General features: G+C 64.8%; 19 protein-coding genes and 1 pseudogene (1 of these 20 only partly in view). 4 read left to right on the top strand and 16 right to left on the bottom strand.

Annotation, left to right across the window (positions count from 1 at the left end; genetic code table 11):
• The 3 genes from S101446_RS13295 to S101446_RS13285 form a co-directional block, all read right to left on the bottom strand.
• Nucleotides 1-418 carry the 5' portion of a DUF192 domain-containing protein gene (locus tag S101446_RS13295; RefSeq protein WP_087608555.1) on the bottom strand. Its footprint begins 95 nt before the window's first position, so the window shows 418 of its 513 coding nt (coding positions 1-418); its start codon is at nucleotides 416-418; the stop codon falls past the left edge of the window.
• 35 nt (nucleotides 419-453) lie between these two features.
• Nucleotides 454-1,113: an MBL fold metallo-hydrolase gene (locus S101446_RS13290; protein WP_087608554.1), complete on the bottom strand. Its 660-nt coding sequence runs from the start codon at nucleotides 1,111-1,113 to the stop codon at nucleotides 454-456.
• 68 nt (nucleotides 1,114-1,181) lie between these two features.
• Nucleotides 1,182-1,562, bottom strand: a complete 381-nt coding sequence (locus tag S101446_RS13285; protein ID WP_087608553.1) for a host attachment protein — start codon at nucleotides 1,560-1,562, stop codon at nucleotides 1,182-1,184.
• A 127-nt stretch (nucleotides 1,563-1,689) separates the two neighbouring features.
• Here S101446_RS13285 and S101446_RS13280 point away from each other — a divergent pair, with 127 nt between their 5' ends.
• The 4 genes from S101446_RS13280 (at nucleotide 1,690) to S101446_RS13265 (ending at nucleotide 4,920) form a co-directional block, all read left to right on the top strand.
• A complete protein-coding gene (locus S101446_RS13280) occupies nucleotides 1,690-2,772 on the top strand; it encodes an XdhC family protein (RefSeq protein WP_087608552.1) in 1,083 nt (360 codons plus the stop codon).
• Nucleotides 2,769-3,407, top strand: a complete 639-nt coding sequence (locus tag S101446_RS13275) for a nucleotidyltransferase family protein (protein ID WP_087608551.1) — start codon at nucleotides 2,769-2,771, stop codon at nucleotides 3,405-3,407. Before S101446_RS13280 ends, S101446_RS13275 begins: the two co-directional genes overlap by 4 nt.
• Before the next feature lie 80 nt (nucleotides 3,408-3,487).
• Nucleotides 3,488-3,838: a RidA family protein gene (locus S101446_RS13270; RefSeq protein ID WP_010508769.1), complete on the top strand. Its 351-nt coding sequence runs from the start codon at nucleotides 3,488-3,490 to the stop codon at nucleotides 3,836-3,838.
• Between the two features lie 335 nt (nucleotides 3,839-4,173).
• Entirely contained in the window at nucleotides 4,174-4,920 is a 747-nt protein-coding gene (locus S101446_RS13265) for a CHAP domain-containing protein (protein WP_235450474.1), read from the top strand.
• Between the two features lie 28 nt (nucleotides 4,921-4,948).
• Here S101446_RS13265 and S101446_RS13260 read toward each other — a convergent pair whose 3' ends face one another.
• The 13 genes and pseudogenes from S101446_RS13260 to lgt all read right to left on the bottom strand — a co-directional run bounded on the left by S101446_RS13260 (nucleotide 4,949) and on the right by lgt (nucleotide 16,374).
• Complete coding sequence (locus S101446_RS13260; protein ID WP_019086082.1) at nucleotides 4,949-5,407, bottom strand: 23S rRNA (pseudouridine(1915)-N(3))-methyltransferase RlmH; 459 nt, start codon at nucleotides 5,405-5,407, stop codon at nucleotides 4,949-4,951.
• Between the two features lie 3 nt (nucleotides 5,408-5,410).
• Entirely contained in the window at nucleotides 5,411-5,860 is a 450-nt protein-coding gene (gene rsfS / locus S101446_RS13255; protein ID WP_010508775.1) for a ribosome silencing factor, read from the bottom strand.
• Between the two features lie 95 nt (nucleotides 5,861-5,955).
• Nucleotides 5,956-6,597, bottom strand: a complete 642-nt coding sequence (locus S101446_RS13250; protein WP_087608550.1) for a nicotinate-nucleotide adenylyltransferase — start codon at nucleotides 6,595-6,597, stop codon at nucleotides 5,956-5,958.
• Nucleotides 6,598-6,603: 6 nt separating this feature from the next.
• On the bottom strand, nucleotides 6,604-7,887 hold the full coding sequence (locus S101446_RS13245; protein ID WP_053323629.1) for a glutamate-5-semialdehyde dehydrogenase: 1,284 nt from the start codon (nucleotides 7,885-7,887) through the stop codon (nucleotides 6,604-6,606).
• 47 nt (nucleotides 7,888-7,934) lie between these two features.
• A complete protein-coding gene (gene ychF / locus S101446_RS13240) occupies nucleotides 7,935-9,029 on the bottom strand; it encodes a redox-regulated ATPase YchF (RefSeq protein WP_010508780.1) in 1,095 nt (364 codons plus the stop codon).
• Between the two features lie 6 nt (nucleotides 9,030-9,035).
• Nucleotides 9,036-9,608, bottom strand: coding sequence for an aminoacyl-tRNA hydrolase (gene pth / locus S101446_RS13235; RefSeq protein ID WP_010508782.1), 573 nt, complete (start codon nucleotides 9,606-9,608; stop codon nucleotides 9,036-9,038).
• A 40-nt stretch (nucleotides 9,609-9,648) separates the two neighbouring features.
• A complete protein-coding gene (locus S101446_RS13230) occupies nucleotides 9,649-10,269 on the bottom strand; it encodes a 50S ribosomal protein L25/general stress protein Ctc (RefSeq protein ID WP_010508784.1) in 621 nt (206 codons plus the stop codon).
• A 114-nt stretch (nucleotides 10,270-10,383) separates the two neighbouring features.
• A complete protein-coding gene (locus tag S101446_RS13225; RefSeq protein WP_019086086.1) occupies nucleotides 10,384-10,974 on the bottom strand; it encodes a histidine phosphatase family protein in 591 nt (196 codons plus the stop codon).
• A gap of 70 nt (nucleotides 10,975-11,044) precedes the next feature.
• On the bottom strand, nucleotides 11,045-12,034 hold the full coding sequence (locus S101446_RS13220) for a ribose-phosphate pyrophosphokinase (RefSeq protein WP_010508788.1): 990 nt from the start codon (nucleotides 12,032-12,034) through the stop codon (nucleotides 11,045-11,047).
• A 153-nt stretch (nucleotides 12,035-12,187) separates the two neighbouring features.
• On the bottom strand, nucleotides 12,188-13,666 hold the full coding sequence (locus S101446_RS13215) for a hypothetical protein (RefSeq protein ID WP_244184253.1): 1,479 nt from the start codon (nucleotides 13,664-13,666) through the stop codon (nucleotides 12,188-12,190).
• Between the two features lie 8 nt (nucleotides 13,667-13,674).
• On the bottom strand, nucleotides 13,675-14,469 hold the full coding sequence (gene pgeF / locus S101446_RS13210) for a peptidoglycan editing factor PgeF (RefSeq protein ID WP_087608549.1): 795 nt from the start codon (nucleotides 14,467-14,469) through the stop codon (nucleotides 13,675-13,677).
• Nucleotides 14,466-15,514 (bottom strand): annotated as a pseudogene (locus tag S101446_RS13205) (class I SAM-dependent methyltransferase). The gene pgeF and the pseudogene S101446_RS13205 overlap by 4 nt, the downstream one beginning before the upstream one ends.
• The gene (gene lgt / locus S101446_RS13200; protein WP_087608548.1) at nucleotides 15,511-16,374 is read right to left on the bottom strand and encodes a prolipoprotein diacylglyceryl transferase; all 864 of its coding nucleotides are present in this window, start codon (nucleotides 16,372-16,374) and stop codon (nucleotides 15,511-15,513) included. Before lgt ends, S101446_RS13205 begins: the two are co-directional and overlap by 4 nt.
• Nucleotides 16,375-16,413 lie beyond the last annotated feature (39 nt).

Below are 16,413 nucleotides of genomic sequence, written 5' to 3'. Positions count from 1 at the left end.
GCGTGGCGCGCACGGGGCCGTGGCTGCTGATCCGCGCCAGGCTAAGCGGCACGGCATTTTCCACGATCGAAGACACACGATTATCCGCACCGATAAAGACGATATCGAGTGGCGCCTGCGTATGCTGCATCCACATGTCGCTCTGGCGGGGATAGGGCCAGACGAAGATCATGCCACCATCGGCGGGCACCGACGGGCGGAACATCTCGCCTACCTGCTGCTCCCGCGGGGTCATGGCCTTTTCCACGGTAAAGGTATGCTTGACGCCATCGGCGGATGTAATGGTCAGCGGCACCACTGGCAGTGCGGGCTGGGCATGGGTTGGTTCACCCGTTTCTTCCGCCGCCATGACGGGAACGGATACAGCCGCCATGCATGCGGCCAGCGCCAGCCACCGGCCTGCCTTGAAGGACATCATAAGCAAATTCTCTCCTGCACCCTTATACTTGCCTGTCAGTTCAGGAAGGGATTGCCCTTCCGTTCCGCACCGATTGTCGTCGCGGGACCATGACCGGGCAGGATCGTGACATCATCGCCCAGCGGAAGCAATTCCCGCCGTATGGCGTCGATCAACTGGTCATGATCGCCGTACGGGAAGTCGGTACGCCCCACCCCGCCACGGAACAGGGTGTCGCCCACAAAGGCAAAGCGGGATTCGGGATCATGGAAAATGACATGGCCGGGGGTATGACCGGGCACGTGACGGACCTCGAAACGATGTCCGAGCGCCTCCAGCGTCTCACCGTGCTTTACGAACCTGTCCGGGGTTACGTTCTCCAGTCCACTCAGGCCAAACAGGGCCGCCTGCTGGGTAATGGAGGACAGCAGGGCATCATCCGCCCGGTCCGGCCCGATAACCTGCACCGGGGCACCCTGCCGTGTGGACAGTTCCCGCCGCAGCGCATCCGCCCCACCGGCATGGTCCAGATGGCCATGGGTCAGCCAGATGGCGTCAACCGTCAGTCCCTTCTGCGTGATGAACGCCATGATACGCGGCACATCACCCCCCGGATCGACCACGACGGCATGATGCGTGTCGGGATTCCATAATATGGAACAGTTCTGGCCAAAGGCGGTGACGGGCACGATTTCAAGGGAAAGAGGTGTCGGCATGCGCGGAACCCTACATATAAAAAAGCGCCCCACGTTACCGCGGGGCGCAACAGGCGACCAGTAGCCGATCAGCCCGCGTTGGGCAGCGGCCAGCCGGTGGCCGGAATGTCAAAATGCTTGGCCAGTTCATGATCGGGGGTGTTGGTCAGGTCACGCTCCAGTTCCTTGACCACCAGCGCACGGGTGTGCACGTCCAGATGCGCGCGGATCTGGTGCATGACATCACCGGGGGCCGAGATCGCGATGGCCGGAGCCTTCTTCTGGCGCACGACCGTGTTCAGGAATTCCGCAATGACCTTGCCATAGGCACCGTTGCGCGGAGCATCCATGCCCTTTGCATCGTCGCTCTTGAGGTGCTCGAACGTCGCAAGACCATGTTCGCCATGCTTCAGGATACGGGCATGAATGTTATCGGCAACAACATACCAAGCAGGATCGACATAACTCATTTACAGTACTCCATTCATGCGCGCCCCACATCGGGGTGGCGTTATGTTGTGGCAATATATGGGATGCCTGTTCGTACATGTCCACCGGCTGGCATGAGTGTATGCGTGCTGATAGAGTAGTCCTGCTATGACACAGGTTTCATCCACGCGGGATCCCCTGGATCTCCTGATCGAATGGGCGCGGGCAGGTCAGCCCTGCGCGCTGGCGACCGTTACCTCCACCTGGGGCAGTTCCCCCCGGCCGGCTGGCAGCATGATGGCGGTCTGCGCCAATGGCCGCATCGAGGGATCGGTCAGTGGCGGCTGCGTGGAAGGCGCGGTGATCGAGGAAGCGGGGAACGTCATGGCCACCGGCCATCCCGCCGCCCTGTCCTATGGTGTATCCAGTGATGACGCATGGGCGGTTGGCCTGGCCTGTGGTGGGCTGCTGGATGTGTATGTGGCCGCCGTACGCACCCCCACGCACCCGCAGGGCACGCTGGATCTGGCCATGCTGGAAACCGTGGCGGAAAAACGCCGGGCCCGGGTTCCGGTCATCGTGGCGACCGAACTGGCGACGGGGGCCACGCGCCTGCTGTACCAGACCGATGCCGCATCCGATGCATCGTCCGATCTGGCTGCACGGCTGGACGCCCGCGCGCGGGACGTATTTGAAACCGGCCGCAGCCTGCGGCTGGAAGATGAAGCGGGGCAGGCCCTGTGGTTCCTGCACCTTATTCCCATGCCGCCCCGCCTGCTGATCGCGGGGGCCGTGCATATCGCGCAGGTACTGGCCCCCATGGCGCAGACCACCGGATTTAGCGTGACGGTCATCGACCCCCGCACACAACTCGCGACCGCCGAACGTTTCCCCGGCATCACGCTGGAAACCGACTGGCCGGATGAAACACTGGCGCGGCTGGGGGTGGATAACCAGACAGCCATCGTGACATTGACGCATGACGCCAAGCTGGACGATCCCACCCTGCATTACGCCCTGAATGGCGATGCTTTTTATATTGGTGCGCTGGGATCACGCAAAACACAGGCATCACGCGTTGAGCGACTGCGCGAGGCCGGTTTCTCCGCCGGACAGATCGCCCGTATCCATGGTCCCGTCGGGCTGGCCATCGGGGCGGTGGGGGCGGCTGAAATCGCCCTGTCGATTCTGGCTGAAATCGTGGCCGTGCGCCATAACAAGCCGCTGGGGCGGATCTCGGGCTGGGCATGACGTGGGCCGGGCCGCGTGTCGCGGCCATTGTGCTGGCGGCGGGCCGTTCCAGTCGCACGGCCCCCCTGCACAAGCTGCTGACGCCCGACGCCACGGGCCTGCCCATGATTGCCCGCACCCTGCGCGCCATCACCGCCAGCCGGGCCGGGCCGGTGATTGTCGTGCTGGGGCATCGCGCTGCCGAAATCCGGGCCGCTGCGTCCTTGGACAGACAGGCGGAAAACACCCCCCGATTCATTACGGCACCCAACCATGCATGCGGCCTGTCCCAGACACTGGCGGCAGGTATCCGCGCCGCCAGTGCGTATCCGGCTGTCACGGGCGCGCTGGTCTGCCTGGGGGACATGCCACTGATCGGCACGGACCTGATCGACCGCATGATCGCGACCTTCCTGGCCCATCCCGACCGACCCGGCGTGATGCCGGTGCATGAAGGCAGGCGCGGCAACCCGGTCCTGTGGAGCCGTGACCTGTTCCCTGCCCTGCTGGCCCTGACGGGGGACCAGGGCGCGCGCCCGCTCCTGCGCCAGCATGAAACCGGCATGGCGCGCGTTGCGGCCGGGGCGGAAATTACGGCGGACTTTGACACCCCGGCCCGGTTGGCCGACTTCGCGCGCTGTTTTGCAGACGGTTGACCTGAGCCCGCGCCAGCGCAAAGAGAGAAGGCACGCCATGCGGTCCACCGCACGGCCTGACAACCAACCAGGATCAAGACATGAGCAAGATTATCCGCACCGAACCCAACCCCATCCTGTCCAAGGTGGTGGAATACCATGGCTTCCTGTTCACACAGGGATTCGTCGCCCGCGACCTGTCCGCAGACATCACGGCGCAGACCAAGGACATTCTGGCCCAGATTGACGAGGCGCTGGAACTGCACGGCACTGACAACACCCGCCTGCTGCAGGCCCAGATCTGGCTGAAGGACATCAATGACCGTGACGCGCTGAACGCGGTATGGGGTCCGTGGCTGCCCAAGGATGGCGCACCCGCGCGGGCCTGCGTCGAAGCCAAGATGGCCCACCCCGACGTACTGGTCGAGATCATGGTGATCGCCACCAAGTAAGACGAACGGGATGCGGGAAAGTCAGCTGATAAACATGTCACATTTTTGCAACTTTCCCGCTTCCCAAGAATCATTCCACTTATGTTCTCCCCTTTGATTTCTCACGCATAAGCGACTGAAAAACAGGGGATGAATGGTCCGATTAAAGAATATATTCCTATTTTCTTTCCGAGATGAAGTTTTTGGGTGAAATATGCAGCGTTGCTGTTCATCCTTCACAGCGCAGGCTTGTCAGACTTGCAATGGGCTTGCTACTCGATGAACACGATGTGAGCGGGTTATCAGAGAATCACCCCGATGCGGTGGAGAGATTGCGGAAAATGTGGATCAGAAACATGAAGCGTGGCGTTTTGCTTTCCGTTCTTGGTGCCACGTTCGGATTCATGTTTTCGGAACAGGGACATGCAAGGTCGGTCCGGCATGTCAGCCATGTCCATCCCGTCGCGGCGCATTCGGCCGCCGGGCATCATGTCCTGCACCACGCCAGCTATCGTCGCACCACGCATGAACGTGGGCATGTGATCCAGTGCGTAGCCTTCGCCAAATCGGCATCGGATGTTGAAATCCGGGGCAACGCGGTTGACTGGTGGTACAACGCCGCCGGGCGTTACGCCCGTGGCAATTCGCCGGAAGAAGGCAGTGTCCTGAATTTCCGTGGCACCCGTCGCATGCCACTGGGCCATGTGGCCGTGGTGCGTCAGGTCGTCAACAGCCGTACCATCGTCATTGACCAGTCCCACTGGGGCCAGCGCGGGATCAGCCGTGATGTTCCGGTGATCGACGTATCGCCCAACAATGACTGGTCTGCCGTGCGCGTGGCGCTGAACAGCGGCAGCGGTGCATTTGGCAGCATCTATCCGACCTACGGCTTCATCTACGCCCGACCGGATACCACATCCAACATGATGCTGAGCACCTACCAGAAGGCCATGCGTAACCCGGCCACCATGGCGCGGACTTCCGGTCGCACGATGCCACGCCACAACAGCACGGAAGTGGCCGAAGCGCCTGAAGGCATCGCCGGTCACGCCTCTTCATCCCTTGCCTATACGGATGACGCGCCGAATCGTTCCGTCCGGTAATCGAATAAAAGAAGCCGTGGCCCTGAAATCAGGGCCGCCCGGCCCGATGATACGGATGCCCCGATGAAATGGCGCGGGCACGATAAAGCTGTTCCGCCAGCATGCCGCGCACCAGCATGTGCGGCCATGTCATCTTGCCCAGTGAAAGCGTATGGTCGGCGCGCTGTATGACCGTCGCGTCCAGCCCTTCCGCCCCCCCGATGACAAAACACAGCGGGCGTGGCGTTTCGACCCACTGTTCCACCGCATGTGAAAAGGCCAGGCTGTCATATGTCCGGCCGCCTTCATCCATGGCCACCACAATCGCGCGGTCAGGCAATGCGGTCAGGATCGCCTGCCCTTCCCTACGCTTGATTTCATTGGGTGCGCCGCGCCCTTCGGGCAGTTCCACCAGCTTGATACGCGGCGAAAGCCGGTTGGCGTAACGATCAAACAGGTCGCGTTCCACCCGGTCCTTCATGCGGCCCACTGCAATCAGATGGAACACCGCTCAGTCCACCGGTGTCGCTGGCGCCTCCGGCGGGACATCCAGATCCGCGCCCCACATCCGTTCCAGACCGTACAGCGCACGCGACTCAGGCTTGAACAGATGCACGACGATATCCCCTGCATCCAGCAGCACCCAGTCGGAACCGGAGGCCCCTTCGGTCCGTACCCGCTTGTGCCCGACCTCACCCAGCTTGCGATCGATATGGGCCGCCATGGCCGCGATCTGCCGATCCGCCACACCCGTCGCGATCACCATCCGGTCGGCAAAGGATGCACGGCCCGTCAGGTCAATGACCACGATATCCTCGGCCTTGTCATCTTCCAGGCTGGTGGTGATGATTTCCAGAAACTGTTCCACGCGCGGGTCGGCTTCGCGCGCGTCAGTGGATACAGGGCCAGCCACGGCGGCCTTCTTGCGCGGCGTGCCCGGCACCTGCACGGCACTGCCCAATGACGCCGCGTTGACGCGTGGCTGTCCCGCGGAAAGGGTGCTGCCGGTCCGGCGCTTGGCGCCACTCTCGGCTGAAGGCTTCCTGGTTATGGCTGTTACTCCCGTCCGTGGCCGGAATTGGCCTGCGATGCACGTATTTGTGTTGCTGATATAGCGTTCTGCGGCGCGGGAAGAAAGACCCATGCCGGCGGCCTGCACATAGCCAGTCTGCCCGCCTGTCGTGCTGGCCGCCGCCAGCGCGCAAGCCTGCGGGCAATCTGGCCGTGCAATGCGGCAGGATTATAGCCCGGTCGTGGTAGAATCGCGAGTGGAACCATACGCACGATGTCCCGCCACCGCCGCCATCGGCCCATATGCGCCAGTCCGTCCGCCCCCATCAGCCAGACAAAATGTACATGCGGGAAAAGCTGTTTCAGGCGACGCAGCGTATCGACGGTGTATCGCGTGCCGATCCGGCTTTCGATATCGGTCGCCAGCAGCCTGCGCCCATGCACGCCACGGATACGCGCGCGCACCAGCGCCAGCCGCTGCGACAGGGGCGCCATGCCCGCCACCGGCTTGAGCGGATTGCCCGGCGAGACAAGGAACCACACCTGATCCAGCTTCAGCTGCCGCAGCGCCCGGCAGGCAAGCTGGACGTGGCCGTCATGCACCGGGTTGAACGAACCGCCCAGCAGGCCGACACGCATATGCCGCCCGTCGCCACGGACCGGCAGGACATCACCCACGCCCGTCAACAAGGATCAGGGCCGGACCTGTCCGGTGCCGATCACCTCGTACCGATAGGTTGTCAGCTGCTCCAGTCCAACGGGGCCGCGGGCATGGAAACGCCCGGTGGCAATACCGATTTCCGCACCAAACCCGAATTCCCCCCCGTCGCAGAACTGGGTGGAAGCATTCCACATGACCACGGCGCTATCCGTCCCGTTCAGGAAGGTGGTCGCCGCCGCCTCGTCCTCGGTCACGATCGCTTCGGTATGGGCGCTGCCGTAACGTGCGATATGGGCCAGCGCCTCCTCCACGCCATCCACCACGCCAACGGACAGGACCGCATCCAGCCATTCGGTGGCGAAATCATCTTCCGTCGCGGCGGGCAGGTCGGGCACGATCTCACGCGCGCGGGCATCGGCGCGGAACGTGCAGCCACGGGTGGCCAGATCCTCGATCAGGCCGGGCAGGATCTTGGGCGCAATCGCCTGATCCACCAGCAGGGTCTCGGTCGCGCCACAGATGCCCGGACGGCGCAGCTTGGCGTTCAGCACGATCCGTCGCGCCATTTCCAGATCGGCGGCAGCGTGGACATAGGTGTGGCACAGCCCTTCGGCATGGGCCAGCACGGGCACGCGGGCCTCGGCACAGACACGCTCGACCAGTGATTTGCCGCCACGGGGAATGATCAGGTCGATCAGGCCTGCCGCCCCCAGCATGGACGCGACATGCGCGCGGTCCGCATCGGGCGGGATCTGCACGCATTCCACCGGCAGGCCAGCCGCCTGCAGCCCCGCCTGCATGGCGGCGTGAATGACGCGCGCGCTGTTCAGGCTGTCCGACCCGCCGCGCAGGATCACGGCATTGCCGGACTTGATGCACAGGGCGGCGGCATCGGCCCCCACGTTGGGGCGACTTTCGTAAATCATGCCAATTACGCCCACCGGGGTCGCGACACGACGGATGCGCAGGCCGTTGGGCCGGTCCCATTCCGCCATGACATGGCCAACCGGGTCCGGCAGGCTGGCAACCTGCTCCAGCCCCTTCGCCATCGCCTCGACCCGTTCGGGGTTAAGGGTCAGCCGGTCACGGAATGCGGCCGCCCCGGCAAAGGCCGCCACGTCACGCGCATTGGCGGCCAGCAGTTCAGCCTGACTGGCGCGCAGGGCATCAGCCGCCGCCATCAGGGCCCTGTTGCGGGTTTCGGTCGTGCTGCGGGCCAGCACGCGGCCTGCGGCGCGGGCGGCGATGGCCATGGTGCGGATCACGTCCGGCTGCGGTGCGTCAGCCCGCGTGGGGGTTGCAACAGCCTGGTCCATGATCCGTCACTCCTTCAGTCCATTCCTGAACGGGCAATACGCCCGCATCAGACGTTAAAGCGGAACAGCAGGACATCACCATCCTGCACCACGTAATCCCGCCCTTCGATCCGCAGCTTGCCCGCTTCACGCGCGCCAGCTTCACCATTGCAGGCAATGTAATCATCATACGCAATGGTTTCGCAGGCAATGAAGCCACGTTCAAAATCATTATGGATGACAGCGGCAGCCTGCGGGGCCTTGGTCCCTTCGGTAATGGTCCAGGCCCGCGTTTCCTTCGGCCCCACGGTAAAGTAGGTGCTCAGGCCCAGCAGGCGGTAGCCAGCCGCGATGACACGGTCCAGCCCGCTATCCTTCAGACCGAGCCCTTCGAGGAACTCCACCCGGTCTTCGGGGCCAAGCTGGCTGACCTCGGCCTCGATCGCGGCGGAAACCACGACCATGGCGGCCCCTTCCTCTTCCGCGCGGGCACGGACGCGTTCGGAAAATTCGTTACCCGTCGCAGCCGAGCCTTCATCCACGTTGCACACATACAGCACGGGCTTCGATGTCATGAGCTGGAGGCGGCGCACCGCTTCTTCCTGCCCCGCCGGAATGGCCTTGCGCGCGGGTTTTCCTTCACGCAGCGCCTCGATCAGCGGTTCCATCAGCTCGACCTGGGCTGCGGCCTCGCGGTCGTTGCCGCGCGCTTTCTTCTGCAGCGCCACGATCCGCTTTTCCAGCGATTCGAGGTCGGCCAGCATCAGTTCGGTCTCGATGATCTCCGCATCACGGATGGGGTCAACGCCACCCTCGACATGGGTGATGTCGTCATCTTCAAAACAGCGCAGGACGTGGATGATCGCATCCACCTCACGGATATTGGCCAGGAACTGGTTGCCCAGGCCCTCCCCGCGCGACGCACCGCGCACCAGGCCCGCGATATCGACGAATTCAAGACTGGTGGGCAGGATCTTCTGCGACTTGCCGATGCGCGCCAGATTGGCCAGTCGCGCATCCGGCACGGCGACACGGCCCACATTCGGCTCGATGGTGCAGAACGGATAGTTCGCGGCCTGCGCCGACGCTGTTTCCGTCAGGGCGTTGAACAGCGTGGATTTACCCACATTCGGCAGGCCCACGATGCCACAGTTAAAGCCCATACGCCCTTACTCCCCGGCCTGCGCGGCCATTCTTGTCATGAACAGTTCCGGCTTCCCGTCCGCCAGCAGCACGGCCTCATCAGCCAGCGCATCAAGCATCGGGTCCAGCCACTCGCGGTCCGTGCGGGAGAAGTCACCCAGCACATGGCCTGTCACGCGCTCACGGCTGCCGGGATGCCCGATGCCCAGCCGCACGCGCCAGTATTCTTTCGTACCCAGCATGCGGTCCATCGACCGCAGGCCGTTATGCCCCGCCGCCCCGCCGCCACGCTTTACGCGGATGCGTCCGGGCTCAAGGTCCAGTTCATCATGGAATGCCGTAATGGCCTCGGCTGGCAGCTTGTAGAAAGCGGCCGCCTGCTGAACGCTCTCCCCCGAGAGGTTCATGTACGTCATGGGCTTGAGCAGCAGCACCTTGTGCCGCCCGATCATCCCTTCCGCCACTTCACCGCGAAAGCGCTTCCGCCACGGGGCGAACCCGTGGCGGTCGGCAATCCGGTCCACCGCCATGAACCCGACATTGTGACGATTCCGGCTCATCCCCGTCTCGGGGTTACCAAGACCGGTCCAGAGCAGCATCGTTCATCCTCCTGTCAGGTCAGCATGGCGGTGGGCGGGATCAGCCCTCGGCTTCGCCTTCGGCGGCTTCAGCGGCTTCGGCCTCTTCATCAACACTCGGCGGTGCGACGTTGGCGATCACGAAGTTGTTGTCCTGCAGCACCGGGGTAACATGCTCCGTGCCCTTCAGGTCTTCCCAGCGCACGTTGTCGTGGAAGTCGAGCTTGGACAGGTCGGCAGTGAAGAATTCCGGGATGTTGGCCGGATCAACCACCACGTCCACCGTGTGGCGGACGATGTTCATCACGCCACCGCGCTTGACGCCGGGGGAGAGTTCTTCACCCGTGAAGCGGACTTCCACTTCCACGTGCACCTTATGGCCAGCGGCCAGGCGCTGGTAGTCAACATGCAGCGGCGCATCGGTCACCGGGTGCAGCTGGATCTCACGCAGCAGGGCGTGCACGGACGGGCCACCCGCGACGGAGATGTCATAGATGCGCGAACGCCAGCCGGACTTGTGCAGTTCACGGTGCACGATACGGGGGTCAAGCGCGATCAGGGTGGGTTCCTGGCCGCCGCCATAGATAACGCCGGGCACGTGGCCGGCACGCCTCGTTGCACGCGCTGCCCCCTTACCAGCCTTCGCGCGCGAAGAGACTTCGATCTTGGTGAATTTGGTCACTTGTTTGCTCCTGAAACACAAGCGCGCGGGCCTCCAGGGGTGCCAGCGCGTGCGCGGCGTTTAACGGAAAACCGCGCCTGATGCAATCACCCAAGGGCGCGCCCGCCCGGTTTTTCAGGAAAGCGCGGTCAGGTTCCATACCGGCGTCGGCCCCGGTTCGGCCCACATCGGCGTCGCGTTGGGCAGGCGCACATTGGGCTTGAGGTGCATGGCCGAACGCAGGGCGCGGAACATCGCGCCATGGCAGACGATCAGCGGCACGCCATCCTTTTCCAGCGCCCGGTTCACGGCCGATACGGCGCGTTCACGCAGGTCGGCAAAGCTTTCGCCATTGGGTGGGGTGTAATCGCCCGCGATCCAGCTGTCGTACCATGTTCCCATGGGCTTGCCTTCCTCGTCACCGAAGCAGACTTCCTTCAGCCCGTCATCCAGCGCGATCTCCAGCCGGGGGGCGCCGTTGGCCGCCAGCTGGTCAGCCACGATTTCCGCCGTCCGGCGCGCGCGGATCAGCGGCGACGACACGATCCGCACGATCGGTGCATGGTCATGCCAGTGCTTCGCCAGCAGCAGGCCGGCCGCCTCGGCCTGCCGGATGCCGGTCTGGTTCAGCGGAATATCGGTCCGCCCCTGCGAACGCCCCTGCGCATTCCAGTCCGTTTCCCCATGGCGCAGATACCAGTACGGCCGGGCAATCAGGTCAGTCATGGGGTCGTTCCTTGCTTGTTACACCCCTGTGGGGGTAACGCCGGGACGGCCCGGGGGTCAATCCCGTCCTTCAGTCAAACAGCGACGAAACCGAGCTTTCGTCCGATATGGCCTGCATGGCGCGCGAGATCAGGGCCGCCGTGCTGATCTGGCGGATATTGGCCGAATCCCTCACCGCCTCGGTCGCCTTGATGCTGTCGGTCAGCGTCAGCATGCCCAGCGGCGACTGGCCAATGCGGCTGACCGCGCTGCCGGTCAGCACGCCGTGGGTCACATATGCCTCAACCGCTGCCGCGCCATGCTTCATCAGCGCTTCCGCCGCGTTGCACAGCGAACCGCCACTATCGACAATATCATCCACCAGGATGCAGTAACGACCCCGCACGTCACCGATCACGTTCATGACTTCGGACACGCCCGCGCGCTCGCGTCGCTTGTCGATGATGGCAAGGTCCACGTTCAGCCGCTGCGCCAGCTGGCGGGCGCGCACCACGCCGCCCACGTCGGGGGACACGATCATGAGGTTGTGGGGGCCACCGGGAATGTCCATCGGCGGGGCGTCATAGGGCAGCGGCGGCTCGCCATCGATCTTCATGCGGCCACGGATGTCACGGGTAAACAGCGGGGCGGCATACAGGTTGTCCACCGGGATGTCGAAGAAGCCCTGGATCTGCATGGCGTGCAGGTCCATGGTCAGGACACGGTTGGCCCCGGCCTCGACCAGGATATTGGCTACCAGCTTGGCGCTGATCGGCGTGCGGGGGCCGGATTTGCGATCCTGCCGGGCGTAACCGAAATACGGCATGACCGCCGTGATGCGGCGTGCCGACCCGCGACGCAGCGCGTCAAGCATGATCAGCAGTTCCATGAGGTTATCATTGGTGGGGGAGCAGGTGCTCTGGATGACGAACACATCCTCACCACGCACGTTTTCATGAATCTCGACAAAGATTTCCATGTCGGCGAAACGCCGCACGGTCGCATTACAAAGCGGCAGTCCCAGCTCCGCTGCTACTTTTTCGGCAAGGGGCAGGTTGCTGTTACAGGCGACAATCTTCATCGTGTGACGCTCCCGGGCGGCGGTACAGGCGATCAGGGCGGCTTTTGCACGCCATCCCCGTTGTTTATGTGCGGGGTTCTAACAACCGGCATACCCCGTGTCACCTATCTAAGGATGGCGAAACCTGCACGCCTGCCCTTCGTGGCCGATCCGTCACACCGGGCGACGGGGTGGCAGCGTTACCCCAGGAAAGGGCCGGGCCGGTGCGGGCGGCGTGACAGGCACGGGTTTACCAGTGATTTCGGTCGGGGCCGGATTTTCCGCGGGCACCGCCTTGGGCATGGGGGGCCATTCAGCGGCCTTCTGCGCAACCGGGGGCGCGGGGCGCGATACCGCCCTGGGCTGGGCTACGGATACCGGGGCCGGTGTGTGGACCACTGGCGCCGGTGCCACGGCCGGTGCGGCGGCCGCATGCACGACCGGAGCGACAGGCGCCACAGACACGGCTGGCGCGGCAGGTGCCGGGGACGGCGCGGCGATGTGCGCAGACGGGGCTGAAACGGGCGTGGGCGACACGACTGGCGCCGCCACGGGCGTCCCGGTTACGGGCACGGCATCCGCCACGACCGGGGCGGGGGTGGAGATGGCTTTCGGCACTGACGTACCTGTGGCAACGCCCTTGCCACCGATGACCGGCACGGGCGCGACCGTATCCGCCACCGCAGCGGCCGTGCCGGCTGTCGCGGACTGTGTGACGGGGGATGATGACCGGGCCGGCAGCACGCCATCCGCCGCCAGCGGGACATTGGCCCGACCGGAATAGCGCGTGATGATCTGGCGCGCGGCCCCTGCCGCCTCATCCGCCGCCGCCACGGCGACATCACCCCACTTCGTATCCAGTGAATGGGCTTTTATGTCATGGATCTGGGTGGCCGCGCCCGCTTCCTTGCCCTGCGCATCCAGCACCTGCCATGTCAGCACGATATGCTGCTGCTTCGTGGTGGATGTCGTGGTGACCGCGTCATTGAGCACGACCGTGCAGCGCACCGTGTAATCCGCCCCGGTTGCGGTATGGCGGATATCCTCATGCGCATCGGGGAATGCCGCGATGAAGGCCCGCGCCAGTGCGCGGTCCCCATCCCCCGGCGCGCCCTGCACACCCGCGAAATAGACATGGGCGGGACGGTTCTTGAGGCTGTTGGGATCCTTCTGCATCTGGGCGGCCTGTATGCCGGTCAGCAGTTCGGCCACACCGGGGGCGGCATTCTGTGCCGCACGGGTGACAGCCTGCCCGTCCACCGCCTGCCACTGCTGCACGGGCACGGGCGCGCCATCCATGTGGCCGCGTTCCTCGCCCTTGGGGGTGATGACGGCATAGGTCGGGACAATCGCGCCATTGCGGGCATCCGCCGTCATTTTCAGCCACCAGTCGCCCGGCCGCGCCGGCTGGCCCATTGCGGGCACCGACTGCGCCAGCAGGGCATTGACCATGGCGCGCTGCCAGCCCTGCGCCCCGGCCTGATCCGTGCCCGACGCCGTGGAAACCGGCACAGCCAGCCGGGCCGTCGGCGCCTGGGCTGTCTCCGTCCCATGGCGGAAGGGATGCGGCACGCTGACACAGCCCCCAAGCATACAGAGTACTGCAATGGCTGACCCCGCAAGCAGCCGCCGGGCAAAAACTTCTGACATCATGCCCCTATCTATATCGCCGGGCGGGCAATAACGGAAATCTGGTGCCCGATGACCCCGCCACCCGCCAGCGTACGGCGGCGATGGCTGAAGAAACGGGTTTCATCATGCAGGGTGTCAATGCCCAGCGCCTCCGCCTGCCCCACACCGCAGCGCCGCAGCCGCATGACGCTGTATCCCGGCAGGTCAAACATGAAATGTCCCGGCCGCGCCGCAGGGATGAAAAATGCTTCCGCCGCCGCATCATGCGCCAGCGCCGCATCGCGCATGTCCGGACCGACCTCATAACTGCCCGGCGCGATACAGGGGCCGACCACGGCGCGAATGTCACCCGGCGCGCAGCCCAGCGCGCCCATGGCCGCCACCACCGACTCCAGAATCCCGCCACAGGCGCCGCGCCAGCCTGCATGGGCCGCCCCCACGACCGTGCCCCCCGCATTGCTGAACAGCACAGGGGCGCAATCCGCCGTAATCACGCCCAGCGCAAGGCCGGGGCGGTCGGTTACCATGCCGTCGCCCTCCGGCCCACGACCGGTTTCCCATGGTGTCGTGACCGTAATGGTGCGATCGCCATGCACCTGTGTCAGGCCCAGCAGGTGATCAGGGCGCACGCCGACATACCGCGCCACCCGATGGCGGTTTTCACGCAGGGCGGCGGGATTGTCCGCCGAACGGGTCGAACAGTTCAGGCTGGCATACGGCCCGGTGGACACGCCACCCTGGCGGGTAAAGAACCCATGCCTGATCCCGCCGAAAACAGGGCTGCGCACCACCTGCGCATCCGTGATCACGCTGTCGGTCGTCATGGCGTTCCTCCCCTGCCTGTTCCATTCCCCGCACGCCTGCCCGCAAAACCCGGCAGGTCACCCGCAAGCCCGGATGAAAGCCCCATTACACGAAAAAGCTGCCCCATGCGGTCCGGGGCGACCAGTCGCCGGGCCGCCGCGCGGATTTCATCCGCCTGCGCGGGGCGGCGCGGGCAAGCTGTTCCACACGCGCGGCAAGCCCCAGCGCGGACAGGAAACTGCCCTGGGTCATGCTGCCCCACACATCCACCCCGGCGGGGACATGATCGGCAATCGCCCCGAAATCGACATGCGCCGTAAGATCCGCGCGGCCCGCATCCAGCAGGGGATCGGCCGGACGGCCATCCCGCAGTGCCTGCAGGCTGTCCCCCCACGCCGGGGCATCATACCCATAGTCGATCAGCACCGCCGCCCCCGGCCAGCGCAGCAGGCGCGCGCCAAGCGCATGGATGAAATCCAGCGCGGGCTGGCAGGTTTCCAGCACTTCTCCTTCGGGCACCGGGCGCAGGCGGGCGGGATGGCGCGCCGGGAAATCACCCGGGGCAAGCGTGAAGGCGCCATCATGCACGAAACGCTCGTCCCAGCCCTGCCCCCGCCTGACGAACTGCCGTATGGGCAGGGCATCAAGGAATTCATTGGCCACCAGCACCATCGGCCCATCGGGCACGCCATCCAGCCGGTCATGCCAGCATACCGGCATGATCGTGGCGTCACGCAATGCGGCCGCCTGCACATCACGCAGGCGGGGCGAGGTTTCGATCAGGTGTACCCGCATGGCTTTGTGGCAGGCGGGGGCAACACGCCGCACAAGACGCAGCGCATCCGCCATGAGCGTACCGCGCCCCGGTCCGGGCTCCACCAGCATGAAGGGATCGGGGCAACCCAGCTGGCCCCACACCACCGCCACCCACGCGCCCAGAAGTTCACCAAACACCTGCGATATTTCGGGCGCGGTAATGAAATCGGCAAACGGGTCGCACCCGGCGTAATAGGCGGCATTCGCCCGGGCCATGAAGTGGTCCAGGCGTTCGCCGGGTCCGCTCACCGGGCGGTCCCGCCATCGCCCGCCGGTTCGTCCGGCGCGTCGGTCATGACGGATGTGCGCGCGGGACGCATGCAGGCATTGAGCATAAGCCCCGCCCCCCCGATTGCCATGGGCACGCACAGCACCTGTCCCATCGTCACGCCAAAGGGCAGGAAGCCGATGAAGGCGTCCGGTTCGCGAAAGCATTCGCATACCGTCCGCGCCACCGCGTAACCGAACAGGAACAGCCCGGCAATGAAACCGGGATGCTGGCGCACGCGCAGGCTGCGCGACACACACCACAGCAGGATGAACAGCAGCAGCCCCTCCGCAAAGGCTTCATAAAGTTCGGACGGATGGCGCGGTTCCGGCCCCGCATCGGGAAAGATCATGGCCCATGGCAGCGAGGACGGGGCCGGACGCCCCCACAGTTCCCCATTGATGAAGTTGGCGATCCGCCCCAGCCCCAGCCCGATGGGCACGACCGTGGTGATACGGTCGGAAAAGGCAAGGAAGCTTAGTCCGTTCAGGCGCGTAAACACGATCAGCGCGATAATCACGCCCGCCGCCCCACCGTGGAACGACATGCCGCCCCGCCAGACCTGCAGGATCGCCAGCGGGTGCGTCAGGTAGAAGCCCGGCTGGTAGAACAGGATGTAGCCAAGCCGCCCGCCCAGCACCACGCCCAGCGTCGCCCATGTCAGGAAGTCATCCACCTGCAGCGCGGTCGCGGCCCGTGGTGGCAGCGCCACAAGGTGGCGCGCGATGCGCCACCCCGCCACAAGCGCCACGATATAGGCCATGGCATACCAGCGGATGGCGAACGGCCCGAAATGGACCATTACCGGATCGAACTGCGGGAAGATCAGGACAGGCAGCATCGGCCCACTTTCATTGTCATGGTTCTGGCGGCGGCAGGC

The sequence above is a fragment of the Komagataeibacter europaeus genome, assembly GCF_002173515.1.
GTDB lineage: Bacteria > Pseudomonadota > Alphaproteobacteria > Acetobacterales > Acetobacteraceae > Komagataeibacter > Komagataeibacter europaeus.
This window is presented reverse-complemented; position numbering and strand designations above follow the sequence as displayed.